The sequence below is a fragment of the Nicoliella sp. ESL1120 genome (assembly GCF_058508515.1).
In genome coordinates, this window is record NZ_CP196383.1 from 1,052,698 (window position 1) to 1,078,700 (window position 26,003).

Consider the following 26,003-nt stretch of genomic DNA (forward strand, 5'->3'; position numbering starts at 1 on the left):
TTATTTCTTAGTGGATTTTGATTCGTGGTATTTCTTCATGATACCTGCGTTTGATAATAAGTTCCGAACAGTATCTGAAGGTTGTGCTCCTTTACCTAACCAACTCAAGATATCGTCTTCTTCAAGCTTAACTTGTGATGGTTGAGTAAGTGGGTTATAAGTACCAACGATTTGGATGAAACGACCATCACGAGGACTTCTTGAGTCTGCGACAACGACACGGTAGAAAGGACGCTTCTTTGAACCCATTCTTCTTAAACGGATTTTAACTGACATTCAAACACCTCCTATATTTCTTTTAACAAATAATAATATATCAGTAATTCAACAAGATGTAAAGGTTTTTTTCTTTACACCACTGATTTTTTTCAACTCATCATTCGAAACGACCCAAAAGGCTTGCCTTAGCCGCCGAATCGATATAGCTATTATTACGCATAATAAAGGCTTGGACCGATTGATAATCGTTAAAGTCAACCTTAGCATCGATCAACTCTGTCGCTAACAACTGCTTGGCAAGCCCAACGATCTCTGGTGTGATCTGATTAGGCATAAACGGATTATCATCATCAACTAATTGCCATTGGTCGGTTAGCAAATAAAATGCACGTTTAATCTTTTGATCACCATTAAATAATGATTTTAATGTTGTTGGATCTAATAATTGCATTGAAACCCCTCCTCAACTATCGTTTTGAATCAATTGAAATCATTCGTCCTGGAAATGAATTTCGGAGCGAAAACTCATTTACTGGCGTGGTTAAAATCCACACGATATTTTTAAAGTCATGCGCGTTGATTGACTTCTCCCCATGACCGTCTGTCATGATGATGGTTAAAGTATCATTAAACTTATTACGTTGTGAATTCATAAAATCAAATATCGCTTGAAAGCTCGTTCCACCGCCACCGTTTCGTTGATATTTAATCTGATGACCATTATTAGCATGGTAGCTAGCTTTAAAATGAATTACCGAATCAAAACTATAAATGGTCACTAGGGCCGCTGTTTGGTTCAAAAATCGGCTAATTTCATTTAACAACCGACTAATTTCTTGGTCGCCCATCGAACCAGAATTATCGACAAAGATATTAATCCTTCTGATCGTATTGCTAATTTGACCAGCTAGTTCCATTCGGTATCCCTGGCGCCGATTAAAGCGGGCCCTTGAATCCTGCTTTTCAAATGGTAGCATCCCTAACCCCACTTGTAATAAATGGCGCCAATCTTTTATCTTAGGGGCCTTAGCGTCATGATCGATCGCTGCAACTACGTTTCCAGGCATGGTGCCACGTTGCTTAGTCGGTGTCTGTCGCCAAGCACGGTTGACCATTTGTTGCAACTGGCCTCGTTGTAAAGCCCGTTCTTGCTCATTGAATGCTTGCCAACCAGAATGGGCATCATATTTTTGGCGACGCTTGTGCATTAGCGCCGCTACTTGCCTTTGCGATGACTGCTGATTGCTAGGCTTAATTCGTGCTAATTGGGTCAAATAGTAATGCGAACCCATTTGATCGGGTAGATTCAATCCGAATTGAAAATTTACCTGTGCTAACAATCGATCATCGAGGTATTGATCAACGACGAGGTCGCACGCTAATTGATTCAACTGGTTCACCCGTGGATACATCAGGGGGTGGGCAAATGTTAGGTGCAAAGCAATTTGCTTTAATACCAAGTCTAATTGATCAGCCGTGAAGTTGGCCTTGCAAAACCGATTGGGGTTGATCATAATAACAATTCGATCGACGGACCAAGTAATGCCGATGGCCCCCTGAAAAGCACCATCGAACCTCCTGGGGAGCTGTAATAATAATTCACCATAGTACCGCGTGGTTTTAAGGATTTGAATCAACTGCCCACTAATAATGAGATCGATCTGATTTTCTGCATCGTCTGCATTGTTTTGTAAAGCAGCTAAGCGATTGGCTACTTGCATTGCACTCACCCCCACTAAAGGTTATCAAAACCGACTTGCTCAATTTGTCGATACAATGCTTGATAACCGATTCGATCGGCCTTAGCCCCCTGATACAACTGCTCAATTTGCTCTGGATTATCGACCAATGCTAAGCAACAAGCATATTGACCATCTGGATTAACGTCTTCCATTAATCTAAGGAGCCGCTTCACAAAATCACTAGTTAGCTCTAAATGCCTTTGAATCGCTACCTTAAGGACATTCACCCGCGCTACTTGATCTAAATTAATAAACTGCTGAAGCGCGGCTGGCAATTCAATTTCAAACAACTGATCAGCGATGACGCTTCGATCGCTTTGGCTTAAAAATTCATGAAGTGCTACGGCAGCCTGATTACCAATATCACCAGCAAAAATATCTAGTTGAATTAACTGCCTTTGTTCAACGGGCAGTTTCAATAGCTCAAAGTAATTATTAGACAGACGCTCCCATGCTCTGGGCGTTGGAAAAAGATCATCCCCACTGATTTTAGTACTGAGCATCGTCGGATGTTGTTTTAAATAACTAATAATCAGTGGGTGGATGTGCGCATCTGATTGCGCCCAATTTAGCCAATCGTTAATATCGGTTTTCATTACCAGGCGAACGGTCCGATCCTTGATGGCATCATCACCACCGAATACTTGGTATTCACTATCTGAAAAACCACTCATGGTCGCATCTGGATTTTCAGCAATGATAATGTGGACCTGATCAGGCAGGCGTAAACTATTGATCGAGCGTTGCAACACCAAGTTCATCAATTCACTTTGAACGCCTTGGCTACCCCGATTGAATTCATCTAAGAACCAATAGATGGGCTGTGTGGGGTGCTTTTCCGCAAATTGGATGATCTCGATCAACTGGTGAGCATAACCGAATTGAACGTCAGCTAATTTTCCGTAGGCTTGCGTCTCAATAAATGAATCACTGGTCAGCGGTGGTACTGGGATCGCTAGGTCACCCTTTTCAGATAAACTGACAACGGTCGTAAATAATCGAGCACCATTTTGGCTTGCTAAATCAGCCACCAATGCTGATTTACCAATTCCAGCTTCACCGACAATGTTCGGGACGTTCCCCGCCTTGATCACTACATTAGCAGCCATTAATACTTGTTGGTAGTTTAAAGCCATTTTAAGTCCCTCCCAAATTAAAAAGCCATTCCACAGGTAAGCGGTAATGACTTTTTAAATTACTTTTTCCGCTTCTTATTGCGGCGTTTTTTGTTCTTTTTAATTTTACGTGCCATTCGTTTCATAGCAAGGTTAGACAGTTTGCCACCGATGCCGCCACCCATCCCGGGCGTATTGCCACCAAGGCCTTGCATCATGTTTTCCATCCCGGACATGTTGCCGTTCGACATCTTATTCATCATTTTCTTCATCGAATTGAACTGCTTGATCATGCGGTTAACCTCTTGAATCGGTCTCCCTGACCCCCTTGCAATTCTTCTACGTCTGGATGGATTCAACAAATCTGGATCTTCACGTTCCTTAGCAGTCATTGAATAAATCACCGCTTCAATGTGTGCAATATCCTTTGGATCCATATTAACGTTCTTTAAAGCTGGGTTATTCGCCATCCCTGGAATCATCTTCATGATGTCTTCTAGGGGCCCCATCTTTTGAATCTGCTTCATCTGATCCAAGAAGTCGTTAAAGTCAAAGGTGTTCTCACGCATCTTTTCAGCCATCTCTTCGGCTTGCTTTTGATCATAATCCTTTTGGGTCTTTTCGATCAACGAAAGGATATCACCCATCCCAAGAATCCGTGAAGCCATTCGATCAGGGTGGAAAACATCTAGATCGGTTAGCTTTTCACCCTGTCCAACGAATTTAATCGGTTTGTCGGTCACGGCCCGAATGGACAATGCAGCTCCACCACGGGTATCACCATCTAACTTCGTCAATACGACCCCGGTCACGTCTAATGCATCATTGAAACCTTCGGCAGTTTCAACGGCGTTTTGACCAGTCATCGCATCTACCACTAATAGAATTTCATCGGGATGCACCATTTCCTTGATGTCCTTTAACTCATCCATTAGTTTTTCATCGATCTGCAAGCGACCAGCGGTATCAATAATCACATAGTCATTATGATTTTCCTTGGCCTGTGCCATTCCCTTTTCAACAATTTCACGCGGATCAACATCGGTCCCCATTGCAAAGACTGGCACGTCAACTTGTTGACCAACCTGTTGTAATTGGTCAATGGCAGCTGGTCGATATATATCAGCTGCAATCATTAACGGACGGGCTTTTTGTTCATCCTTTAATTTAAGGGCCAACTTACCGGCTGTCGTCGTTTTCCCGGCCCCTTGCAAACCAGCCATCATGATCACGGTCGGTATTTTATCAGATTTATTAAGGGGAACTGCCGTCTCACCCATCATCTTCGTTAATTCTTCATCAACGATTTTAACGATCTGTTGAGCGGGGTTCAATCCCTCTAAAACATCCGCACCCTTAGCACGTGCTTGGACTTTTTTAACAAATGACCGAACCACGCCAAAATTAACATCAGCTTCTAATAGCGCCAATCTAATTTCACGCATGGTTGCTCTTAAGTCAGATTCGCTAACTTTACCCTTGCCCCGTAAATTTCGCATGGCTTTTTGGAGTCGTTCAGTTAAACCTTCAAATGCCATTATTTCACCACTTTCATTCTTCTTCTATTTTTTCTAAATCAGCTACTAATCCCACTAACTTTGCATCGGCAGCATAATTAACCTTAACGTAATCCCTAATGCGATCAGTCTTCTGGTTGCGCGACACAAAATCACGATAAAGGTGGAGTTGAGATTCATACTTTTCAAGAATCAATTCAGTCCGCCTGATGTTATCGTAAACTGCTTGGCGGCTAATTGAAAACTCTTCTGAAATCTCTCCCAATGAATAGTCATCAACATAGTAGCGTTGCATATAGCTATTCTGCTTATTCGTCAGTAATGGTTCATAAAACGATAATAACGAATTAATTCGGTAATTCTTCGATAATTCCAAAGCGATGCCCCCAGTTAAGATTCCTTTAGCTTATAGAATACATAATCTAACGACGTTCCGTCAATTATTTTAATAACCCCTTGAACAATCCATAAACAAAGTCACTAGCGTTGAATGGTTGCAAGTCACCAACTTGTTCACCTAATCCGACGTACTTGACTGGAATATGCAACTCGTTTCTAATTGCTAACACAATTCCACCCTTAGCGGTTCCATCTAGTTTCGTCAACGTGATTCCGGTTACATCGGTCACCTGCTTAAACAACTTGGCCTGATTCAATGCATTTTGACCGGTCGTAGAATCCAATACTAACATTACTTCATGGGGCGCCATTGGGATTTCACGGGTCAAGATCTTCTTCATCTTGGAAAGCTCATTCATCAAATTAACTTTATTTTGTAACCGTCCAGCTGTATCAACGAATAAAACATCGTATTGCCCCTTCTTGGCTTTTTGGACCGCATCGAAGACGACTGAGGCGGGATCACTTTTTTCAGGTTTCTTAACAATGTCAACTTCATCACGCTTGGCCCAAACGTCTAGTTGCTGAATCGCACCGGCTCTAAATGTATCAGCAGCAGCCAACAAGACCTTCTTGCCTTGGTCATGATACAGCTTTGCCATCTTACCAATGGTGGTGGTTTTACCCACCCCGTTGACCCCCACGAATAAAATCACGGTCGGTCCCTCTTTAGCAAAGTTGATCTGATTGGTCTCACCATTGCCATTTTGGTCGTATAGTTCGATCAACTTTTGAATTACGACGTTTTGAACTTCATTTCTGGACTTAACGTTTTTTAATTTCACTTCATCCCTAAGTTCATCAGTCAAATTGACCGCCATATCAAAACCAACATCGGATTCGATCAACGTATCTTCCAGGTCTTCAAAAAATTCTTCATCCACGGACCTAAAGTTAGCGAAGAGCTTATTCAAGCGTTGCCCAAATGATGAACGCGACTTGGCAAGCCCATGTTCATACTTAGTGGCTTCTTCTTGCGGTTCAGTTTCTGGTTCTTGTGATTCTTCTGGTTCTTGTGGTTCTTGTGGTTCTTGTGGTTCTTGTGGTTCAACATGTTCTTCATCAGCCGCAGTTGCTGATTGCGCCGAATCTTCACTTGATTGTGAAGAAGATTCAAGGTCTTGAAGTGAAGAATTTGATTCAACAGATTCATTTTCAGAACTAGTTGAACTTGCTTTAGCACTTGGCTCAATTGATTGCGTTGATTCGACAGATTTAACTTCTCCGCTAGCAGAAGAATCTACCGCTTCTTCACTGCTAGTAACGGGTTCGGTACTTGCTGAAGACTCAGATTCACTAACTGCATCTGAACTGGTTGCGATTGCTTGTGAGGAGTCACTACTTTGCTCACTACTGGTCTGACTGGCTGAACTAGCGCTACTAGATTCAACACTAACCGAAGATTGAGCATTTTTGGATTCCCCTTGATCTGCTTCAGATTGTTGATCTTTCTTTTTATTGCGACGTTTAAAAATATCAAATAATCCCATTTATATCATCCCTTCGTTGCTTGCGCGTTTTTTAAATCGACCGTCAAGACCTTAGAAATGCCAGAGTCTTGCATCGTGACCCCATATAAATTATCAGCATAAACCATCGTTTCCTTCCGATGCGTAATCACGATAAATTGAGTCTGATCCCTTAGCCTTTGGATGTAGCGTGCAAACCGATCCACGTTAGCAGGATCTAGTGCTGATTCAGCTTCGTCCAAAATTACAAATGGCACTGGTTGCAGCTTTAAAATCGAAAACAACAGTGCGATTGCGGTTAATGAACGTTCACCACCCGAAAGCAATAACATGCTTCTAAAGCGCTTTCCAGGTGGTTGGACCATAATCTCAATCCCAGTAGTTAAAAGATGGTGCGGATCAGTCAGTTTCAACTTAGCATCCCCGCCACCAAAAATTTCCTTAAAGGTGGTGCGAAATGCTGATTGTAATTGATCAAAAGTCGTTTTGAACCGTTGCTTAACGGTGGCATCCATCTGGTTCATCGTCGATTCTAATTGGCGTTTCGATTGAATCAAATCATCAGCCTGTTGTTTTAAAAATTGATAGCGTTCATTCACCTCATCAAATTGCGTGATTGAATTTATATTGACTGGCCCTAAGGCTTCGATTTGTGTTTGAAGCTTCGTCATGCGTTGGTTAATTGCTTTTAAATCCTCATTAACGGTGCAATCAACTAACTGTTGCAAAGTCAGTCCATATTTTTGGCTGGCGAGCGTCCGCACTGATTTTAACTGAGCGGTCGTTGTCTGGATCCGTTGTTTTAAATGCTCAACGGTAGATTGGGTCTGCAACAATGCATCTTGTTTTTGAGTAATTTGCTCATCAATCGGTGCAAGTACTTGCTTTAATTTGGTTATTGACTGCTTTGTATCTGCAATCTGCTGTTTTAAATCAGCTTGATTTTGCTTAACAACGCCAATCTTATTATTTAAAGCAGCACTAGTCAATTGACCATTAATTTGTTCATTTAAATGCTCGATTGTTTGGTTCAACTTAATCTGTTGGCTTTGGTTAGTTGCTAATTGGGCATTCAAATCGGTGATCTTTTGTTCAACGTGCCGTGCCTCTGACTGGGCCAATAGTAGTTGTTCTCTTTTGGTTTGCTCATCATTTAGCGCTGATTGATGTTGTTGTTCTAAGTCCTGCTTAGCTTGATTTGCCCGTTTTACAGCGGATTGGTTTTCTGAAATGCGTTTGTTAACCGCTGCTAGTTCATCTTTAAAATCCACATCGGCAGCTTGCGCAAAATTAGCGCTTAACGTTTGTAAATTAACGCGTTGACTAGCAGCCTCGCGTTGCTTATTTTCAATTGTCGTTTGCAGCTGTTGCACCTGTCCGCTCAACATTTGAACATCCTGTTTAAGCGCTAGTTGATTTTGTTGATCTAAATCATTTTGCTGTTGAGCTTGTTTTAAATCAGCTTGACTGGTTTTAACTGATTGCTCTAAAGAAGCTAGCTTTTGTTTCGATTCCTGAACAGCTTGATTTAATTGATGCAACTTTTCCTTTTGAACTAGCATCCCAGTGAACCGTTTTTGGTTCGCCCCACCGGTGATTGATCCTCCTGCATTAACAACCTGGCCATCTAAGCTGACTACCCGAAACCGATGGTTGATCGCAGTCCCGATTTTTATCGCTGCCGCTAGGTCTACTGCCACCAAAACATTTCCCAACAAATAATCACGCACTAATTGATACTGAGCAGGCATTTGGACCAACTGATTTCCAACAGCAACAAAGCCTTCGATTCGTTCCGCTTGCTTTAAAATGGCTGGCGGGACGGAATGATTAGTCAAGCTGTTAATCGGCAATAACGTGACGCGCCCCAGTTTATGAACCGTCATGAACTGAATCGCTTCTCGACCACTTTGATTATCCGTTACCATTATTTGTTGCAGCCGACTGCCCAATGCAGTTTCAATTGCATTCACGTAGTCACTTTCAACATCTAAAAAGTCAGCAACGGAGCCAATAATGCCGTTCAACTCATCGCGATGGTTCAACAAATTACGGCTGCCCTGAAGATAGCCGCCATGTTGATTTTGAAACTCAACCAATCCATCCCGATTAGCCTTGAGTTCTTGACTTTTTTGCAACGCTCGATACCAATCACTTTGGTTATGATCAGCCGATTGACGCAACCTTTGCACTTGTGAGTTATTACTAGCAATTCGATCATTAATCTTATGCAAGGCAGATTGTTTGGTGTCCAAGGCATCTTTTAGCCGTTGGAGCTGTCCTTTGAGCTTCTCGACTGCAGCTTGATTATCAGTAATCCTTGCGTTAATCGCTGTTTGCTGGCGATGAAATTGTTCGCTATCCTTGCTGGCATAATTCAAACGGTTCTTAAGATCACTTGACCGTTGCAATAATTCTAAATATTGATCTCTAAACGATGTCAATTGCTCGTTAACGGTCGTTAGCTTGGCGGCTAGTTGTTTTACCCGTGAAGCCTTTAATTGAGCTTGATGTTGTTCAATGATGTTTTGTTGGGTCGTTTGAGCCTCATTTGCTGTAATGACTTGATTTTCAATTTCTGAATACTGTGATACGAGGTGTTCTAAGTCAGCCTTAGCATTGGTTAACTGCTCCGTTTTAAAGGTTGATTGCTGGGAAGCTAACTTAATTTGACTGTTATATTGCTCCATTTGACTAGTCGCTTTGAGCAGCTTTGATTGTGATTTTTCTTGAGCAATCGTCAGTTCGTCTAGTTGGGCTTGGATGCCTTGCTTTTGTTGTCTCAAACTGTCAATTGCTTGATTCAAAGCCTTTACCTGTTTGTCTGCTTCTTGATATGCTTTTTCATTTGCCGTGTACTCAGCCACGAATCGTTGTGCATTGCCAGCTAATTGCTTTTGGTGCCACTGACCAAGCGATGCTTGTAATCGTTGGTACTCACTTGCCGCTTTACTCTGGGTCCGTAACGTTTGGACCTGTGATTCTAACTCTAAAATAATATCATTGACCCGACTCAAATTATCATTGGTCTCGCCCAATCGATGATCGGCTAACTGTTTGCGCTGGCGATACTTATAAATGCCAGCGGTCGTTTCAATGAGATTACGCCGCTCTTCTGGCTTACTATTGAAGATGGCCTCAACGTTTCCCTGTGAAATGATCGAAAAAGAACCAATCCCGACCCCAGTGTCCATCAATAAATTATTAATGTCCCTTAGCCGACACTCCTTTTGATTTAAATAATAAATGCTATCACCATTACGAAATAACTTTCTAGTTACTGTTACTTCAGTATAATTCGTATTTAAATAGTGATCGGAGTTATCAAAAGTTAGGGTTACTTCAGCACGGTTCAAAGCCCGATGACTCTTAGAACCAGAAAAAATCACGTCTGTCATTTTAGTACTACGTAAATGTTTAGCAGATTGTTCACCTAAGACCCACCGAATTGCTTCGATCACGTTACTTTTGCCGCTCCCGTTCGGTCCAACGATTGCTGTTAAACCGCTTTGAAAGTCAATCGTTGTCTTTTCAGCAAATGATTTAAAACCAACTAATTGCATTGATTTTAGTTTCAAAATAATACCCCATTCTATAAAGATTAATTAAAGTGCTTGAGCGCCTGCTTAGCAGCTCCTTGTTCCGCATTCTTTTTGGAATGGCCACTACCGATTCCATATTCCTTCCCATCAATGGTAACAGAAACCTTAAAACGACGGTGATTTTCGGGACCATTTTCATCTAACAAGTGGTATTCGATCGCCACTGGCCCGTTGACCTGTGCTTTTTCCTGTAGTTCGGTCTTATGATCAAAAAATTCATCAAACCAACCTGCGTCCAGTTTTGGGAAAATGACCTTATGGCAGAACCGAACTACCGGTTCCATCCCTTGATCTAAGTACACTGCCCCAATAAATGATTCAAAAATATCACAAAGTAATGAGTCGCGATTCCGCGCGTTCGCCTTTTCTTCGCCGTGCCCCAATCGAATATACTTATCAAAATGACATTCACGAGCAAAGCTACTAAAACTTTGTTCATTTACCATCGCTGCTCTTAAACGGGTTAATTGGCCTTGAGGTAAATTGGGATACCGTTTAAAAATATATTCAGAAACCACTAGTTCATAAACAGCATCCCCAAGAAACTCAATTCGTTCGTAAAATTTTAAATGATGGCCAGGGTGTTCATTTACATATGAAGCTTGTGTAAATGCTTCATCCAGCAGCGTTTCGTTATTAAATTTAATTCCATAGTTATCCGCTAATTCTTTATCAAAGACTGCATCCATTTTTAATTTCACTCCTAATATTAATTCAAGAAAAAGCGATTACCAAAAGTAATCGCCCCCTTTAAATGTATTCTAATGTTTTAAGAATGACTAACGATATAATCAACGGCTTCATCGACCGTATTTAATTTTTCAGCATCGTCATCATCGATACTAGCGCCAAATTCACTCTCTAAGTTCAAAACAAATTCAACAAAATCAATCGAATCAGCATCCAAATCATTTTTAAAGTTCAAAGAACCAGTAACCTTACTGCGATCAAATTCAAATTGATCAGCAATCATATCAGCTACTTTATTAAAAACTTCATCTTTTGTCATTGTTATCCCTCACCAATTTAGTTATTCTTTGCTTCTTGCTTAATTGCCTTCATTGCATCAGCATGGGCGCTAAAGTAATCAACAATCTGACCGACCGTATTGGATTCGACCATGGTATGAATTTGTCCTAAAGTATTCCGTACGGTAGTCGCCTTACTACTGCCGTGCATTTTTACGACTGGCGCCTTGACCCCGATCAAAACCGCACCGCCATACTTAGAATAATCCAACTTCGTATTGATTTGCTTAAAAGTATCCTTAAGGAAATAAGCACCCAGCTTATCCTTTAAACCACCATTCATTATACTACTTTTGATCAAATTTAGCATCGTCAATGCAGTTCCTTCGGTACTCTTCAAAGCAGCGTTCCCAGTAAAACCATCCGTGACAACAACGTCAGCAGCCCCGTTCAATAATTCACGGGATTCAACGTTACCAATAAAATTAAGATCGTGGTTGGCAGCCAGGAGTTCGTGGACGGCCTTGTGCAACTTGTCACCCTTATCGGCTTCGGTCCCGTTGTTCAAAAGCCCCACCCGTGGGTTTTTAATTCCTAAGACGGCATCAGCATAGTAACTTCCCATAAATGCGTATTGGTATAGATGGAATGCCCGTGAATCAGCATTCGCCCCCACGTCGAGCATTACAAACTTATCATTTGGCCCCTCGACCATCGGTAACGTTGTAGTCAATGCGGGCCGTTCGATTCCCTTGATTCGACCAACGATGAACAAACCAGCAGCTAGTAATGCACCAGTGTTACCACCCGACAAAAATGCATCAGCTTGCCCATTATGAACGGCTTGTGCGGCTTGGACCATACTCGAATCCTTTTTATTCTTGATCGCTTTAACGGGTTCTTCACCCATTTCAATCACCTGGTCAGTATGGATTAGTGTAATCCGTTCATTATTTGCTACTAATGGCTCGACCTGATCTTTAGGACCGTATAATTGGAATTCCATATCTGGATAAAGGTCACGAGCCATTTCAACCCCCTTTACAACTTCAGTAGGTGCATAATCGCCACCCATTGCATCAACAGCAATTTTCATCATATCTCTCCTAATCTAACGAATCATTCAGCGATTCATCATTTAAATATTTAACTAACGGTAAATTATCAGTCTGAACGGTCCATTCGGGATCGCTGACGATATTTTTAGCTTCCATTTGTGCATATGAAAGCATTACTAAGTCGGCTACTGGATCTCCGACCTTAAATTGCACCTGTCCCGATTGCTGGCGACCCATGACATCTCCTGAACCACGCAACTCTAAGTCCTTTTGAGCAACGATAAAACCATTCGTGGTGTCGACCATGACTGCCATTCGTTTTTTACCAACTTCATTTTTAGGATCGGCAACCAAAATACAATAGGATTGTTTGTCGCCACGACCGACACGCCCCCTTAATTGATGCAATTGGGCTAACCCAAAGTGATCGGCATTAAAAATAAGCATCAATGAAGCATTTGGAACGTCAACCCCGACTTCGATCACGGTCGTTGAAACCAGGATTTGTAATGCTTGTTTTTTAAAGGCATCCATAATGGCGTTTTTCTCTTCATCCTTCATCCGACCGTGCAACAAGCCGATCTTAAATCCTGGTAAGTAATTTTCCAGCATTTCAAAAATCGACTCAGTACTTTGCATGTCAGACTTTTCAGATTCTTCAATTAACGGTGCGATTACGTACATTTGCGCATGTTGATTTAAGCGTTCCAAGATGAAAGGCAGTGCATTGGTGAACTGGTTACTAGTGATCCAATAGGTAATAATCGGCTTTCTGCCAGCCGGCAGCTCGTCGATTACTGAAACATCCATTTCTCCATAAGCAGTCAGGGTCATCGTTCGGGGAATCGGGGTCGCAGTCATTGTCAAAACGTTAGGCGCATCCCCCTTTTTCCGAAGTGCTCCTCTTTGATTAACCCCAAAGCGGTGCTGCTCATCAATGATCGCTAACCCCAGGTTTTTAAATTCAACGTCAGATTGAATTAAAGCGTGCGTCCCGATCATAAGATCCACTTCCCCACTCTTTATGCGGGGAAGGATTTCCCTTCTAACCGCTGGTTTAGTATCACCTGTCAACAATACAATCGAAAGGGGGAGATCAGCAAAAATGCGGGATAGACCATTAGCATGTTGTTCCGCTAAGATTTCAGTTGGGACCATCAAAGCACTTTGGTACCCTGCAGTAGCCGCAGCATAGATCGCAATCGCTGCAACGATCGTTTTACCACTACCCACATCCCCCTGTAGCAATCGATTCATTTGGGAATGATTGTTCAAGTTCGCAAGAATTTCATTAACCACCCTTGACTGCGCTCCCGTTAATTCAAATGGCAGGTGCTCAATGAACGCATCAACGGCTTTCCGATCGTAATTAATGTTAACCCCTGTAAAATCATGATCACGCAATCGTAATAACTGCATCCGCATTTGAAAAATAAAAAATTCTTCAAACTTAGCGGTGCGCAACGCTAGCTTAGAGTCTTCTAGCGTCGCTGGAAAATGCATATCATGGATTACCTGGCGATGTGATTCTAGTTGGTAGCGTTCACGCAAAGATGATGGCAGTATTTCTTCTATTTGATCTTGATATTGATCGTAGGTCTCTTGAATTAAACTTTTTAGGGTCGATTGCTTGATCGTTTTATTTACAGAGTAAATTGGCTCCATCTTATTGGTCGTGGTACTAATAATTCGCATTCCCACCATCGATAATTTTTGCAGGTCTAAACGCCCGAAAATAACAATCGGCTGATTGGTGGTGATTTGCTTTTTCAACCATGGTTGATTGAAAAAATGGACCCGAATCGCATTATTTTCAACTTGCATTAAAAAGGTCAACCGCGTCCGCCTATAACCATATCTGAATATCTGTGGTTGGTCTAAGACCAGCCCCCGCAGTGTAACTTGTGATTGTGGCGGAATTTCAGATAATGATTGAACATTGAAATTATCATAACGAAACGGAAAATAATTCAAAACATCATTGATCGTTTTAATGCCTAAACTATTCAATACCTGTTTTTTTTTAGGACCAACTCCGTCCAAATTGATAACTGCGTCATTCAAATTAGTAATTTCAACCACCTCCGAATAAAAAAATCGGAAATAATTCCGATTAATTACCTTTATTCAACAGAAACTAAAAATGGATAGATTGGTTGATCACCCTCATGGATTTCAACTTCTAGGTCTTCATCCATTTTCATAATCTTATCCTTTAACTTTTGAGCTTCACGTTCATTCGCACCATTTCCGTAAATAATGGTGATTGCTTCACTATCTTCATCTAACATTGCTTTTACCATTTGGGTCGCAGCATCGATCATATTCGAACTAGTAACGGTAATTTTACCATCTACAATTCCCATGTATTGATTCTTTTTAATGTGAACCTGATCCAATTCGGTGTCCCGAACTGCTTGGGTAACTTCACCACTTTTGACAAACTCTAAATTAGCTTCCATGGCGGCTTTTACCTTTTCTAAGTCGGCTGATGGATCATATTCCAACATTGCAGTCATCCCCTGCGGAACCGTCTTCGTATGAACGATAACGGTCGGCACGTTAGCAACCTTAGCTGCCTGTTCGGCTGCCAAAAAGATATTGCTGTTATTAGGTAGGATCACCGCACGCTGTGCATGTGAATTATTGATCGCATCAACGATATCTTGAGTACTAGGGTTCATTGTTTGCCCCCCGTTGATCAAATCGGTAACGCCCAAGCTATTAAAGAGCGTGCCAATCCCCTGCCCACTGGAAACGGCAATGACCGCCGTATCATTTGGACGGTCGATTTCATCCTTAGTGGGTTCATCGTCAGCATCATTATTGATGATATCTTCTTGTTGAAGGCGCATATTATCAACCTTCACCGTTGCTAAATCACCAAATTGTTGCCCCCAAGCTAGGACTTTTCCAGGGTGTTCAGTATGAACATGGACCTTAACGATCTCATCATCGTTAATTACTAATAAGGAATCGCCCAGCTTAGCCAGGTAATCATAGAATGGTTGGTATTCAAATTTTTGATCAACTTGCTTACCATGCCCAATTCTGACCATTATCTGGGTACAATAACCATATTTAATATCAGCAGGATCGATTTCACCCTGCACACTCTTGTGATGCTTAGCATCAATCATTTCAGCCACATCTGCATCAGTAGGATCGTTTTTGGCAACGAATACTTCCCGACCGTTCAATGAATCAGCGAACGCCCTAAGTACAAATGCTAGTCCCTGGCCACCAGAATCGACCACGCCGACCTGCTTTAGGACTGGTAATAAATCGGTAGTCGTCTTCAATGCAGCATCGGCTGCATCACTAACCACATCCATGAGTTCAGCAACATCCATGGAGGAATAGACTTCCCGACTTTTTTCGGCTGCCCCATGAATGACCGTTAAAATGGTCCCCTCGGTTGGTTTCATCACAGAACGATAAGCAGTTTTAGTAGCTTCGACTAGCGCATCGTTCAAATCCTTAGCATCCAAGGTTGGCTTTTTGTTAACCGATTTAGCAAACCCGCGGAAAATTTGTGATAAGATCACTCCAGAATTTCCCCGTGCGCCCATTAAGAGCCCCTTTGCTAATGATTCGGCTAGCTCACCAACGGAATTACTATTCGAATTGGCAACGTATTGCGCACCACTAGCTAATGATAAATTCATATTCGTTCCAGTATCGCCATCTGGCACTGGAAACACATTTAAAGAGTTAATAAAATCAGCATTGTTTTTAAGCGTTGCTGCGGCCGCTTGAATCATCTTTCTGAATTGATGACTGTCAATTTCCGTTACTATCAATTGATATCCCCCTAGACAAGAGGTAAGTTTAGATTTAATCGTTTAAAACTTGAACCCCTTGGACTATCACATTAACTGCGTTGGCAGTAATGCCAAGCATGGTTTCCAAATTATATTTTACTTTTGATTGAACATTACGACATACTTCAGAGATCTTAGTCCCATAGCTAACAATGATGTTTACTTCAATCGCAATCCCATTCACTTCTTGTTTAACGACTACTCCTTTTGAGTAGTTTTCATTTCTTAAAATACTATTGACATTATCACGGAGTTGCTTTTTACTAGCCATTCCTACGACTCCATAATTATCAGTAGTTGCACTACCAACCACTGAAGCAATTACTTCACTGCTGATATCAACAATTCCATACTTTGTCTTAATTTTAACGGCCAATCCAATAGCCTCCTTAAAAGATTCGAAATACACTATAAACAATTACTAATATTACCACAAGAACTGCACAATCAAAAGAGTTGAACCCGAATTTGACTTATGAAGCTGTCAAGTAAAAATACTTGAAAGAAAAGTATTGCAAAAAGACTGATAATATGCTAAATTATTGTAGTGTATTAAAACAAAGAATAAAAAATAAATGTAAGGAGGCATTATCATGGCTAAAGACTTTATCAGCGGTAAGAGAACCCATTTCGGTAACAAGCGTTCTCACGCCTTAAATTCTTCACGTCGTAGCTGGAAGCCAAATTTGCAAAAAGTTCGGATTTTAGTTGATGGCAAACCTAAAAAAGTTTGGGTTAGTGCCCGTACCTTAAAATCAGGTAAGGTTACTCGTGTCTAATGACTTTAAATAAAAAAGTATTATTCTAACCCTAATAGGTTGGAATAATACTTTTTACTAGGATATCAATCCCAAATATTAATTTGGTGATTGGTATCCTAGTTTTTTTAATAATATATTATTATTGTAATCCTTAATCCATGTTTTCATCGCATTGATTAAGGATTTTTGGTATCATAATGCGTGTTCATCATTTCAATTTTCATGATATGAAAAAATGATTCCATTTGAGTATCAATTAAATATGTTCCCTTAAGGGACATGGAATGAATAGCTTCCAACTATCATTCCGATATTGAATTCCTTGATCAATATGCACAATTGAATGCTTAACAATGTTCTGGATGCTTTTTAATGCCTGGTTCAACGGATTGATAATTTACAAATGCTTTGGCGTAAATGTAATCGAGAAAAATCAAATAAATAAAGTAACGATACAAAAAGTTACAAATGTATCGTTACTTTACATAAGATTTATTATCTGAAGCATGGAAAAGAAAAAACTTAATCCAATATTTGGTTTTCGTAGCATTCTTCCATATAATCACCAACGGCAAAACCTAAGTCATGTAATTTACTCGTTATTTCAATAGGACTTCCGACTGGAATTAAAATATCTTTTTTATTTCCAAACTCAATAGATGTAGATTCGCTGTATTCGTGTATTCCATCTACTATACGGCCAGCATAAAAATCAAAGTCCATACCAGAAACAGATGAATCATTTAGTGCTTCAAAAATATAACCACCATCTGTTAAAATTGGTGCAAGTAAGCCCTTTGAATTTAAATTTTCTGTGTCAATTGGTATCAATGATATTTCGGGATTTAAACCAAGTCCTTTAAATTCAGTTGACACATTTATTTTAAATGAGTATTCATGTTCGTTGACTTGGTTATATTCTATTAAATCTGAATAATTTATATCAGTGCTTATTTGATCGTTTTCGTGATTTGTTTCGTTATATATCGTTAAATCTTCTATGGCTAATTTCTTTAAAAATTCTGGATCAAAATAATTTAAATTGAAACCTTTCATTATAGAGACATTGTGTCTCTTGATAATATTTTTAACGGTTGAAGCATCGAAATTTAATAACATTTTATTTTACAACCCCTCTTTATTAATTTAGCACCACACTAACGAACTTAATAATATCATGTTTTCATTAGTGCATAAACGATTAAGTGTTTCACATTAAAAGAACAGGAGGAGAATAATGGCAAAGAAATCAAACCTTAACGTCAGAATTGATGAGAACTTAAAAAATCAAGCTAAAGAAGTTCTGGAAAGTATTGGATTAACACAAAGCAAAGCTATTGATTTATTTTTTAGGCAACTCGTAATAGATAGAGAACTCCCCTTTAATGTTAAGCGGAGATCTAAAACTCAAAGAAGTAGTCAATGCTAAAGTGTCAAGAACAACAAATAGTTGTTATTATATATTGAAAATGTCAGATGATCGTATCTATCAAATGGCTTTTAGCGATCATATGTCAGTAGAATATTACTTTTTAGATGAAGCATTACAGGCTGAATATCATATTAATTTAGCTCAAGTAATCAAAGAATTTTGATATGATCCCAATAGGTTGGACTAATACTTTTTACTAGGATATCAATCCCAAATATTGATTTTGTGATTAATATCCTAGTTTTTAATCTATTATTATTGTAATCCTTAATCCATGTTTTCATCGCATTGATTAAAGATTTTTTGGTATTATAATCCTTGTTCATCATTTCAATTTTCATAATATGGAAAATTGATTTCATTGAGCATTATCTAAACATTTCCCCTTATAGTTGTCACTGTAAATTGTATTTTTACATGATTCTTTGGGCTCTTTTATGGTTAACATGACATCCATTATTATTGAATAGTGCTGTTTTACCAAACTTTTTATCCGTCTTTAACCATGAGTAGATTGTTGCAACACCCTCAATGCTATATTTATGGTTAAACGTAGTTGATCCAACTCCAAAAAGATATTCTAAAACAACTTTTAATCTAAATTCATAACTATATTTTGCCAAAATAAAGACCCCCATATGCTGAACATTTTCTGTCCAACATATAGAGGGCTCTTCACAGTTTATAACTGGTCTTTTTTTATTTGTCACGGCTTTGAATTACTGCCATGACCCCTTGATCAAATTCAAAGTGGCCAGTCTCGCCAATAAATTCATTACTGGCCAAAGAAACTGGATTTTGAATTGGATATTGATCTAGTTGATATCTTTCATCATTAAGCGTTAAAGTCATTTTGTTCAACGGCACGAACGCCAGGTACTTTTTATCGGGTTCTTTTGTAATGGTGTGCTTGCCCGGTAAAAAATAACTAATCGTATTCTGCTTATCGATCAAGCGAATCTTGGGCGCGTATGCTCTAAACCGTAATTCTAAAACCATCAAAAAGTTCGCCAAAAAGTGATCGATTCGTCCGCCAGTTGCACCATAAATGTCAATTGCATCGGCATGAAAGCGTTCAATTGCAACCTTTAAGCCTAACTGAGTATCGGTATCGTCTTTTTCTGGATTAGATTGATGATTGCCATGAACGTGGGCTTGGACTAACTTCAATTCAGCTGAGCTCATTGAGTCAAAATCACCAATTGCATAAATGGGATCGTAGCCTAATTTAATCAACCGTAGTGTCCCTCGATCAACGCCAATCCAATCACCATCAACTTGGCGTTCTTCAATCGCTGCAGGCCAGTTTTCGACCGGACCGCCACTTAACAAGTTAATCCGCTTTACCATTACTTAGTCGCATCCTTAATTGCTTGAACCTTACTTGCAGGATCATCAGCACCAAATACATATGAACCAGCAACGGCTACCGTTGCACCAGCATCATAGGCTTCTTTGACGGTTTGGTCATTAATCCCTCCGTCAATTTCAATATCAAAGTCATAGCCATTTTCCTTCTTAATGGCGTTTAGTTCAGCGATCTTCTTAACGGTTTCTGGAATAAACTTTTGGCCCCCAAAACCAGGGTTAACGGTCATTACTAACACTTGATCGACCAAATATAAAACGGGCTTGATTGCTTCCACAGGAGTCCCTGGGTTAATCACTACTTCGGCCTTCACGTTTTGATTCTTGATCATTTGAAGGGCCCGATGAATATGGGGAGTCGATTCAACGTGGACTCCGATCAAGTCAGCACCAGCATCGGCAAAGGTATCGATGTAGCGTTCTGGGTTTTGCACCATCATGTGAACATCTAAGATCATCTTTGAGATCGGTCTGATGGCTTTGACCCAGTTAGGTCCATATGAAATGGCTGGAACGAACATCCCATCCATGATATCAATATGGAGGTATTCAGCACCACCCTTTTCAACCTTTTCAATATCCCTTTGTAAATTAACGTAATCTGCACTTAAAATTGATGGAGCTACTTTAATCATTTTCATTTTCCTCATTTCTTTTTATTATAAATGGGCTTACGGTTCTTGAGCATATTAAACAGTTGTAAATAATCATCGTAACGACTTTTTAATATTTCACCATCAGCAACCATTGCTTTAATTTTACAACCAGGTTCATTCACATGTAAACACCCTCTGAACTTACAATCAGGAGCGTTGCGAACAAATTCTGGAAAGTAATCCCTTAGTTCTCGATAATCAATGTCAAAAGTATCATAAGATGAAAAACCAGGAGTATCAGCAACTAATCCACCTGCAATCGGAATCAAGGTGACTTTACGTGTCGTATGCCGCCCTCGGTTCAATGCTTGAGAAATCTCACCCGTTGCCAGGTGTAAAGAAGGGAGAATCTTATTCAATAACGTTGATTTACCAGCCCCCGTTTGCCCCATAAAAACAGTTAAACAGTTCGCAAAATGTGCTTTTAGATTTTGTAATGAATCATCATCAGATTGCTGATGCGCACAAATTGTCGTGTACCCAATTTTTTGGTAATCATCAGCTAACGATTGAATGGTAGAAAAGCGTTTCGGCGTTAATAAATCTAACTTAGTAAAATAAATGATTGGCTTGATATGGCTGATACCAAGCGCAATCAACTGCCGATTTAATAAATTAATACTAAACTCAGCCTCAGTCGTAGCGGTGACCACCACCGCTTGATTAATATTTGCTAACGGCGGGCGCACTAGCGCATTTTTGCGTTCAGCAACGCTTAAAATATAGTCATTTTCAAACTCTACGATATCACCTACGACCGGCTTAATCCCGTGTTTTCGAAAGTTACCACGCGCCCGTGTACGGTAGGTCTTGCCATCAGAATGAACGTCAAAAAAACCGCTCAATGATTGATAAATTCTTCCCTTTGCCAATTAAACACCCCTTTTGTCTTATTATACTAAATTTTATCTAGATAAAAAATCCTAATTAATATTTTTCACATAGCTGATGGTTTTACCATCTCTAATAATTTTATATTCACCGGGGGTCTTTCCGTCCAACTTAAATGGAATGATGAACTTAGTATCTTGATAAATCGTAATTCGGCGATAAAGATGATCGATCGAATTATCCTCATCTTTAACGTAAATATCAATATTGTTTGAATTATTGTTATTACTCTTATATGGTAAATTAACATTAACGTTTAAAGTATGGGAACCATTTTCCTTTCCATTGGCCTTTTCACCCTTGGAAACTGAAATAATAATGTTATCACCATTATAAACGGTCAAGCCATCCCCTGGATTTTGGTTGAACACGATTCCAGCTGGATATTCATCATTATATTGATAATCGAAGGTTGGATTTAACCCCATCATCTGAACATAACTAGCAGCTTCATCCCTACTTAGCCCGATCAAACGTTTCATCATGAACTGCTTAATCCCGTCAGATACCTCAAATTTAATCGTTTTATTCCGAGGACTATATGAATTGCCCGGAATAAAATTCTGTTTTAAAATTTTACCACTGCCGAACGTATCAGAACTAGAGTACGTTTTTTCAACCGTAAAGCCTTGGTTTTCCAACTCCTTAGCGGTAACATCGAAATCCTGGCCAATATAATTACTCAAATCAATTTTACTGACCCCATTGCTAAGTACTAACGTGACCTTATCGTTGCGAAATAGCCAGCGCTTGGCTGCTGGATCAGTATTGAACGCTTGATTGATTGGCACGTTATCAGCATATTGATACTTAATACGGTCGACCTGTAGGCCAGTTGATTGTAATCGTTTAATCGCTTGCTCCTTGGAGAGTCCATTTAAAGATGGGACCTGGACAAAAAAGAAGTGGACCGTCAATCCGAAGACGACCAAAATGCCAACGACAACTCCGACCCAAGTCCCCCAAAAAACCTTTCCAGGATTTTTAACCGATTTATTGGGATTCGATGAACCATCTGCCGTATTATCCAATAAATTTAAATCATCAAAATTCATGACTTTAGTTTCATCTTCAACATCAAATGAATTTTGCGGGGTAAACCGTAGCACCCGTTTTAAATGGGGGGCGATGTTTAAGGCCTTTTGCATTTCAGAAATCGATTCAAACCGATCCTTGGGATTTTTAGCAGTCGCTTGTAAGACGACATTTTCGACTGCGAGCGGAATCTTATTTTTGCCGTTGTTAATTGGTGGCAATGGAGCCTTAGAATGCTTTAAAGCAATCGATACTGGATTATCACCATCGAATGGTACCTGTCCTGTAAGGAGTTCATACATAATGATTCCGAGTGAATAAATGTCAGAGCGCTTCGTTGCAACCTCACCTCGGACCTGCTCAGGAGATAGATAGTGAATCGAACCTACGATTGAATTAGTTTGCGTCAGCGTATTTTCAGTTGCAAAAATTGCGATTCCAAAATCGGTGATTTTCACATTTTCTGAACCATCGATCAAAACGTTCTCAGGCTTTAAATCACGATGAACGATGTTATTTTGATGGGCAACACTGACTGCATCTAAGATCTGATTCATAATCTTAATCACGTTCGGAACCGAAATGGGAGCATGTTCCTTAATATAATTTTTGAGGTTCGTCCCCTTAACGTACTCCATGATTGAATATTGAATCCCATCATCTTCTTCGAATCCATATATTTTGACGATGTGTTCGCTATTCAAATGGCTAATTGCCAGTGCTTCTCTTTTAAATTGCGCCTTAGTATGCGGATTATCGCGAAAGTCGACCCGTAAGAACTTTACAGCCACAAATCGATTGGTTTGAACATCCTTTGCAATGTATACATCAGACATCCCCCCCTGACCAATTTGATCAATAACTCGGTAACGACCGTTTAATAAACGTCCCTTAATCATGATCATCAACTCCTTGATCAGATTGAGTTTCAATAATTAAAACCGTGATGTTATCAGTGCCACCGTTCTGATTCGCCACTTCCACTAATTTGCGGCATTTATCGTCAGTGGAACGACTAGATGCCAATATTAACTTAATTACGGACTCTGAAACTAAGTCGGTCAACCCATCACTACAAAGTAAAAATTGATCTCCTAATTGAATATCTCCATCTGAAATCGTCGGTTCAGCATGATTAGAAATTCCGAGACTCCTTACGATCACGTTCTTATAAGGATAGGAAAGCGCATCTTTTTTACTAATTTTACCAGCCTTGATCAATTCATTTACATAGGAATGATCTTCCGTCAACTGGGTTAACTTAGCGTTTCGAAATACGTACCCACGGCTGTCACCAATATTACAAATAATGTATTTTTGATCTAAGCCAATCACGCCTACAAAAGTGGTCCCCATTCCCCTTAGCTGTTGATCATGCATCGAAATTGCTAAAATTTCTTGGTTCTCAAAATTAATTTGTTGATCGAACCAATCGGCAGCATGCTCGATCGATTGTAAGCGTTCCTTTTCAAAGCGTTTACCAATGCCATCGACTGCCATCTTGGAAGCAACTTCGCCAGCACGATTACCGCCAATGCCGTCAGCAACAATTGCTAGCAAATTATGATTTTGATCATAAAAAAATGAGGCATCGTCTTCATTTTTGGGGCGCACCATTCCGATATCAGTCTGATAAGCAATTTTTAATCTCATTAATCTAATCACCTGTTTTTACTAAATTTGCAACAAAGAATCCATCTGAATCAAAGTCATCCGGATAAATTCTTACCTCACCACTCTTAGATTGAATACTATCTAGCTCAATGGGCAGCATTTTAAATTCAGGATGTTGGTCCAAGAACTGCACCAATACATCATGATTTTCCTGATCGATAATGGTACAAGTACTATACGTTAATTGACCACCTACTTTAATTTTGGGGGCAATCGCATTTAAAATCGCTAATTGAATCTTAGCAAGGTGTTCTATATCTTGAATCGTTTTTTCATACCTAATTTCAGGTTTGCGTCTCATCAAGCCCAACCCTGAACAAGGGGCATCCACAAGCACTTGATCAAAGGTTTGATCATCATAAACTGAATCCAATTGTCGTGCATCAAGCGCCTTGGTCTTAATATATTCATTTAAGTGCATCCGTTGGGCATTTTTGACCACCTGTTTCAAGCGACTGGCGTGTAAGTCGAGTGCGATCACCTGGCCACTTTTTTGTAGCGCCAGTTGTTCTGCAATCTGCGTTGTTTTCCCACCGGGCGCTGCACAGGCATCTAATATCAGCTGATCTGGCTTGATCGTCATGGTCTCGACGGGGAGCATTGCACTTTCGTCTTGAATCGTTAATTCCCCGTTCTTAAATTCAACTGCCGAGTTCGCAGAACGCTCCTTTAATATCAGACCCTCATCAGCAAGACGACTTTTGGTAACCACAAAGCCAGCTGATGATAACTGATGCATTAATCGTTCTTGATCGATCACAGCGGTATTCGTCCGAACTGATTGCTTAGCGGGATGATTCAGCGAATCTAAAATGTGCGTCGTTTTAGTTGCCCCCACTTGATTGATCAATTGTTGAATAATCCAATCGGGGACACTGAATTGCACCTGCATGCGTTCAATTTGATCTTTGATCGAATCAGGTTTGCGCACGCCATTGCGGTCCATTTGATGCAAGATGCCAGTGACCATCTTGCGAATGCCATCGTGCCCCATCGTTTTAGCAATGTTAATCGATTCATTGAAAATGGCTCGATTGGGAATGCGGTCTAAGTATTCCATTTGGTACAAAGCTGTTTTTAAAAGAACTAATACCCATGGTTGGACATTTTTAGGATTCTTGATGAAGGGGGCAATTTGATATTCTAACGTTAATTTATGTTGAAGCACCCCGTACACAATATTTGTTAAAAGGTTTACATCCCGTTCTTCGATATTGCTATTTTGAATAATTTGATTCAATTGGAGGCTTGAATACGCCCCCTGTTCAATTTTAGTCAGTGTAATCACTGCTAATTGACGTGGATTATCTTGTTTAGTCATTGGTAATAATTTGCTCCCCAACTTGGATGGCTTGCCCCGCACCATTCAAGTAATCACTGATCTTTTGTTTTGGCTTACCAGCTGGTTGAATTACATCCAATTGTAACGTTGTTGAATCCCCCGCTGCGATCACCAATTGTTTTTTAGTTTTTGCTACTACCACCCCTGGTCTTTCGGTAGTCGAATCCGTGAGCGGCGTTGTCTGCCATACCTTAGTCCGCTTGCCATTTAAAGTCGTAAAGGCAGTTGGATCAGGTCGTAGCGCGCGTACCTTCGCATCCACCAATCGAGCTGGTTGAGTAAAATCGAGCCGTTCTTCACTCCGTTTAATGGTTGGTGAAAACACCACTTCAGCATCTGCTTGTGGCGTCCGATCAGCCGTTCCATTTAATAACTGCGGAATCACATCCAATAGCATCGTGCGGCCTAAATCACTCAACTTAATGAACATTGAAGCGGTATCATCATTTGATTCAATCGGAATTGCCCGTTGAGCAATTACATCCCCAGCATCCATGGCCTTAACCATGTACATAATTGAAATGCCAGTTTCAGAATCACCATTCATAATGGCATATTGAACTGGTGCACCACCACGATACTTGGGTAGTAATGAACCATGAACATTAATCGCAGCCACTTTAGCTGCCATTAATAACTTATCTGGCAAGAATTGGCCAAAAGCAGCTGTAACGATAATGTCGGGCTGTAATGAAATTATTTTAGCCATTTCAGGACTACCACTGATCTTTGCTGGTTGCAATACTGGTAAATTCAATTCAATGGCGGCTTGTTTGACTGGTGAAGCGGTCAAAACCCGTTTTCTGCCGACTGGTCGATCGGGTTGGGTGACGACTGCTTGAACATCGTAGCCGTTTTCAACTAGTCCCTTTAAGATGGGAACGCTAAAGGACGGGGTCCCCATAAATACAATTGATGTCATTTGCAAATT

Annotated in this window: 26 protein-coding genes; 2 read left to right on the forward strand and 24 right to left on the reverse strand. The window is 40.2% G+C overall.

Annotation, left to right across the window (positions count from 1 at the left end; all coding sequences use genetic code 11):
- From rpsP to ACSYTE_RS04700, 14 genes are all read right to left on the reverse strand, one after another.
- Window positions 1–276 (reverse strand): 30S ribosomal protein S16, encoded by a 276-nt coding sequence (rpsP, locus tag ACSYTE_RS04635; RefSeq protein ID WP_491716299.1) that lies wholly within the window; start codon window positions 274–276, stop codon window positions 1–3.
- Between the two features lie 100 nt (window positions 277–376).
- Window positions 377–670, reverse strand: coding sequence for a hypothetical protein (locus tag ACSYTE_RS04640; RefSeq protein ID WP_491716300.1), 294 nt, complete (start codon window positions 668–670; stop codon window positions 377–379).
- 16 nt (window positions 671–686) lie between these two features.
- Window positions 687–1,940 (reverse strand): vWA domain-containing protein, encoded by a 1,254-nt coding sequence (locus ACSYTE_RS04645; protein WP_491716301.1) that lies wholly within the window; start codon window positions 1,938–1,940, stop codon window positions 687–689.
- Between the two features lie 14 nt (window positions 1,941–1,954).
- Entirely contained in the window at window positions 1,955–3,097 is a 1,143-nt protein-coding gene (locus tag ACSYTE_RS04650; RefSeq protein WP_491716302.1) for an ATP-binding protein, read from the reverse strand.
- A 59-nt stretch (window positions 3,098–3,156) separates the two neighbouring features.
- Complete coding sequence (gene ffh / locus ACSYTE_RS04655; RefSeq protein ID WP_491716303.1) at window positions 3,157–4,614, reverse strand: signal recognition particle protein; 1,458 nt, start codon at window positions 4,612–4,614, stop codon at window positions 3,157–3,159.
- A gap of 13 nt (window positions 4,615–4,627) precedes the next feature.
- Window positions 4,628–4,969 (reverse strand): putative DNA-binding protein, encoded by a 342-nt coding sequence (locus ACSYTE_RS04660; protein WP_491716304.1) that lies wholly within the window; start codon window positions 4,967–4,969, stop codon window positions 4,628–4,630.
- A 64-nt stretch (window positions 4,970–5,033) separates the two neighbouring features.
- The gene (gene ftsY, locus ACSYTE_RS04665; protein WP_491716305.1) at window positions 5,034–6,482 is read right to left on the reverse strand and encodes a signal recognition particle-docking protein FtsY; all 1,449 of its coding nucleotides are present in this window, start codon (window positions 6,480–6,482) and stop codon (window positions 5,034–5,036) included.
- Window positions 6,483–6,487: 5 nt separating this feature from the next.
- Window positions 6,488–10,024 carry a chromosome segregation protein SMC gene (smc, locus tag ACSYTE_RS04670; protein ID WP_491717296.1) on the reverse strand — a complete coding sequence of 1,179 codons (3,537 nt, stop codon included), beginning with the start codon at window positions 10,022–10,024 and terminating at the stop codon, window positions 6,488–6,490.
- Window positions 10,025–10,062: 38 nt separating this feature from the next.
- Window positions 10,063–10,752 carry a ribonuclease III gene (rnc, locus tag ACSYTE_RS04675; protein WP_491716306.1) on the reverse strand — a complete coding sequence of 230 codons (690 nt, stop codon included), beginning with the start codon at window positions 10,750–10,752 and terminating at the stop codon, window positions 10,063–10,065.
- An 80-nt stretch (window positions 10,753–10,832) separates the two neighbouring features.
- A complete protein-coding gene (acpP, locus tag ACSYTE_RS04680) occupies window positions 10,833–11,072 on the reverse strand; it encodes an acyl carrier protein (protein ID WP_491716307.1) in 240 nt (79 codons plus the stop codon).
- Between the two features lie 17 nt (window positions 11,073–11,089).
- Entirely contained in the window at window positions 11,090–12,127 is a 1,038-nt protein-coding gene (gene plsX, locus ACSYTE_RS04685) for a phosphate acyltransferase PlsX (RefSeq protein ID WP_491716308.1), read from the reverse strand.
- 10 nt (window positions 12,128–12,137) lie between these two features.
- Window positions 12,138–14,162 carry an ATP-dependent DNA helicase RecG gene (gene recG, locus ACSYTE_RS04690; RefSeq protein ID WP_491717297.1) on the reverse strand — a complete coding sequence of 675 codons (2,025 nt, stop codon included), beginning with the start codon at window positions 14,160–14,162 and terminating at the stop codon, window positions 12,138–12,140.
- A 50-nt stretch (window positions 14,163–14,212) separates the two neighbouring features.
- Complete coding sequence (locus ACSYTE_RS04695; RefSeq protein ID WP_491716309.1) at window positions 14,213–15,892, reverse strand: DAK2 domain-containing protein; 1,680 nt, start codon at window positions 15,890–15,892, stop codon at window positions 14,213–14,215.
- A gap of 34 nt (window positions 15,893–15,926) precedes the next feature.
- The gene (locus ACSYTE_RS04700) at window positions 15,927–16,289 is read right to left on the reverse strand and encodes an Asp23/Gls24 family envelope stress response protein (protein ID WP_491716310.1); all 363 of its coding nucleotides are present in this window, start codon (window positions 16,287–16,289) and stop codon (window positions 15,927–15,929) included.
- 217 nt (window positions 16,290–16,506) lie between these two features.
- On the opposite strand from ACSYTE_RS04700, the gene rpmB reads away from it, so the two are divergent.
- On the forward strand, window positions 16,507–16,692 hold the full coding sequence (gene rpmB, locus ACSYTE_RS04705; protein WP_219054488.1) for a 50S ribosomal protein L28: 186 nt from the start codon (window positions 16,507–16,509) through the stop codon (window positions 16,690–16,692).
- Between the two features lie 504 nt (window positions 16,693–17,196).
- Here the strand turns inward: rpmB and ACSYTE_RS04710 are convergent.
- Window positions 17,197–17,793, reverse strand: coding sequence for a hypothetical protein (locus ACSYTE_RS04710; RefSeq protein WP_491716311.1), 597 nt, complete (start codon window positions 17,791–17,793; stop codon window positions 17,197–17,199).
- Window positions 17,794–17,911: 118 nt separating this feature from the next.
- Here ACSYTE_RS04710 and ACSYTE_RS04715 point away from each other — a divergent pair, with 118 nt between their 5' ends.
- Complete coding sequence (locus ACSYTE_RS04715) at window positions 17,912–18,103, forward strand: type II toxin-antitoxin system RelB/DinJ family antitoxin (RefSeq protein WP_491716312.1); 192 nt, start codon at window positions 17,912–17,914, stop codon at window positions 18,101–18,103.
- 152 nt (window positions 18,104–18,255) lie between these two features.
- On the opposite strand, the gene ACSYTE_RS04720 is transcribed toward ACSYTE_RS04715, so the two are convergent.
- The 9 genes from ACSYTE_RS04720 to fmt form a co-directional block, all read right to left on the reverse strand.
- A complete protein-coding gene (locus ACSYTE_RS04720; RefSeq protein ID WP_491716313.1) occupies window positions 18,256–18,468 on the reverse strand; it encodes an IS3 family transposase in 213 nt (70 codons plus the stop codon).
- A 51-nt stretch (window positions 18,469–18,519) separates the two neighbouring features.
- The gene (locus ACSYTE_RS04725; RefSeq protein ID WP_491716314.1) at window positions 18,520–18,729 is read right to left on the reverse strand and encodes a transposase; all 210 of its coding nucleotides are present in this window, start codon (window positions 18,727–18,729) and stop codon (window positions 18,520–18,522) included.
- Window positions 18,730–18,805: 76 nt separating this feature from the next.
- Window positions 18,806–19,456, reverse strand: coding sequence for a thiamine diphosphokinase (locus ACSYTE_RS04730; RefSeq protein WP_491716315.1), 651 nt, complete (start codon window positions 19,454–19,456; stop codon window positions 18,806–18,808).
- Window positions 19,456–20,109, reverse strand: a complete 654-nt coding sequence (gene rpe, locus ACSYTE_RS04735; RefSeq protein ID WP_491717298.1) for a ribulose-phosphate 3-epimerase — start codon at window positions 20,107–20,109, stop codon at window positions 19,456–19,458. The genes ACSYTE_RS04730 and rpe overlap by 1 nt, the downstream gene beginning before the upstream one ends.
- Window positions 20,110–20,120: 11 nt before the next feature.
- On the reverse strand, window positions 20,121–21,002 hold the full coding sequence (gene rsgA, locus ACSYTE_RS04740; protein ID WP_491716316.1) for a ribosome small subunit-dependent GTPase A: 882 nt from the start codon (window positions 21,000–21,002) through the stop codon (window positions 20,121–20,123).
- A 51-nt stretch (window positions 21,003–21,053) separates the two neighbouring features.
- On the reverse strand, window positions 21,054–22,955 hold the full coding sequence (gene pknB / locus ACSYTE_RS04745; RefSeq protein WP_491716317.1) for a Stk1 family PASTA domain-containing Ser/Thr kinase: 1,902 nt from the start codon (window positions 22,953–22,955) through the stop codon (window positions 21,054–21,056).
- Complete coding sequence (locus tag ACSYTE_RS04750; RefSeq protein WP_491716318.1) at window positions 22,948–23,709, reverse strand: Stp1/IreP family PP2C-type Ser/Thr phosphatase; 762 nt, start codon at window positions 23,707–23,709, stop codon at window positions 22,948–22,950. Before ACSYTE_RS04750 ends, pknB begins: the two co-directional genes overlap by 8 nt.
- A 4-nt stretch (window positions 23,710–23,713) precedes the next feature.
- Window positions 23,714–25,051 (reverse strand): 16S rRNA (cytosine(967)-C(5))-methyltransferase RsmB, encoded by a 1,338-nt coding sequence (gene rsmB / locus ACSYTE_RS04755; RefSeq protein WP_491716319.1) that lies wholly within the window; start codon window positions 25,049–25,051, stop codon window positions 23,714–23,716.
- Window positions 25,044–25,994: a methionyl-tRNA formyltransferase gene (gene fmt, locus ACSYTE_RS04760; protein ID WP_491716320.1), complete on the reverse strand. Its 951-nt coding sequence runs from the start codon at window positions 25,992–25,994 to the stop codon at window positions 25,044–25,046. The genes rsmB and fmt overlap by 8 nt, the downstream gene beginning before the upstream one ends.
- Window positions 25,995–26,003 lie beyond the last annotated feature (9 nt).

Excerpts from the sequence above, each read along its gene's own strand:
- rpsP (WP_491716299.1), bottom strand. The coding sequence starts at position 276 with ATGTCAGTTAAAATCCGTTTAAGAAGAATGGGTTCAAAGAAGCGTCCT.
- rpe (WP_491717298.1), bottom strand. The coding sequence starts at position 20,109 with ATGATTAAAGTAGCTCCATCAATTTTAAGTGCAGATTACGTTAATTTA.
- ACSYTE_RS04640 (WP_491716300.1), bottom strand. The coding sequence starts at position 670 with ATGCAATTATTAGATCCAACAACATTAAAATCATTATTTAATGGTGAT.
- fmt (WP_491716320.1), bottom strand. The coding sequence starts at position 25,994 with ATGACATCAATTGTATTTATGGGGACCCCGTCCTTTAGCGTTCCCATC.
- ACSYTE_RS04730 (WP_491716315.1), bottom strand. The coding sequence starts at position 19,456 with ATGGTAAAGCGGATTAACTTGTTAAGTGGCGGTCCGGTCGAAAACTGG.
- rsmB (WP_491716319.1), bottom strand. The coding sequence starts at position 25,051 with ATGACTAAACAAGATAATCCACGTCAATTAGCAGTGATTACACTGACT.
- pknB (WP_491716317.1), bottom strand. The coding sequence starts at position 22,955 with ATGATTAAGGGACGTTTATTAAACGGTCGTTACCGAGTTATTGATCAA.
- rnc (WP_491716306.1), bottom strand. The coding sequence starts at position 10,752 with ATGGATGCAGTCTTTGATAAAGAATTAGCGGATAACTATGGAATTAAA.
- ffh (WP_491716303.1), bottom strand. The coding sequence starts at position 4,614 with ATGGCATTTGAAGGTTTAACTGAACGACTCCAAAAAGCCATGCGAAAT.
- ACSYTE_RS04750 (WP_491716318.1), bottom strand. The coding sequence starts at position 23,709 with ATGAGATTAAAAATTGCTTATCAGACTGATATCGGAATGGTGCGCCCC.
- ACSYTE_RS04650 (WP_491716302.1), bottom strand. The coding sequence starts at position 3,097 with ATGGCTTTAAACTACCAACAAGTATTAATGGCTGCTAATGTAGTGATC.
- ftsY (WP_491716305.1), bottom strand. The coding sequence starts at position 6,482 with ATGGGATTATTTGATATTTTTAAACGTCGCAATAAAAAGAAAGATCAA.
- ACSYTE_RS04720 (WP_491716313.1), bottom strand. The coding sequence starts at position 18,468 with ATGAAATCAATTTTCCATATTATGAAAATTGAAATGATGAACAAGGAT.
- ACSYTE_RS04645 (WP_491716301.1), bottom strand. The coding sequence starts at position 1,940 with ATGCAAGTAGCCAATCGCTTAGCTGCTTTACAAAACAATGCAGACGAT.
- plsX (WP_491716308.1), bottom strand. The coding sequence starts at position 12,127 with ATGAAAATTGCTGTTGATGCAATGGGTGGCGATTATGCACCTACTGAA.
- ACSYTE_RS04710 (WP_491716311.1), bottom strand. The coding sequence starts at position 17,793 with ATGTTATTAAATTTCGATGCTTCAACCGTTAAAAATATTATCAAGAGA.
- acpP (WP_491716307.1), bottom strand. The coding sequence starts at position 11,072 with ATGACAAAAGATGAAGTTTTTAATAAAGTAGCTGATATGATTGCTGAT.
- rpmB (WP_219054488.1), top strand. The coding sequence starts at position 16,507 with ATGGCTAAAGACTTTATCAGCGGTAAGAGAACCCATTTCGGTAACAAG.
- smc (WP_491717296.1), bottom strand. The coding sequence starts at position 10,024 with ATGCAATTAGTTGGTTTTAAATCATTTGCTGAAAAGACAACGATTGAC.
- ACSYTE_RS04715 (WP_491716312.1), top strand. The coding sequence starts at position 17,912 with ATGGCAAAGAAATCAAACCTTAACGTCAGAATTGATGAGAACTTAAAA.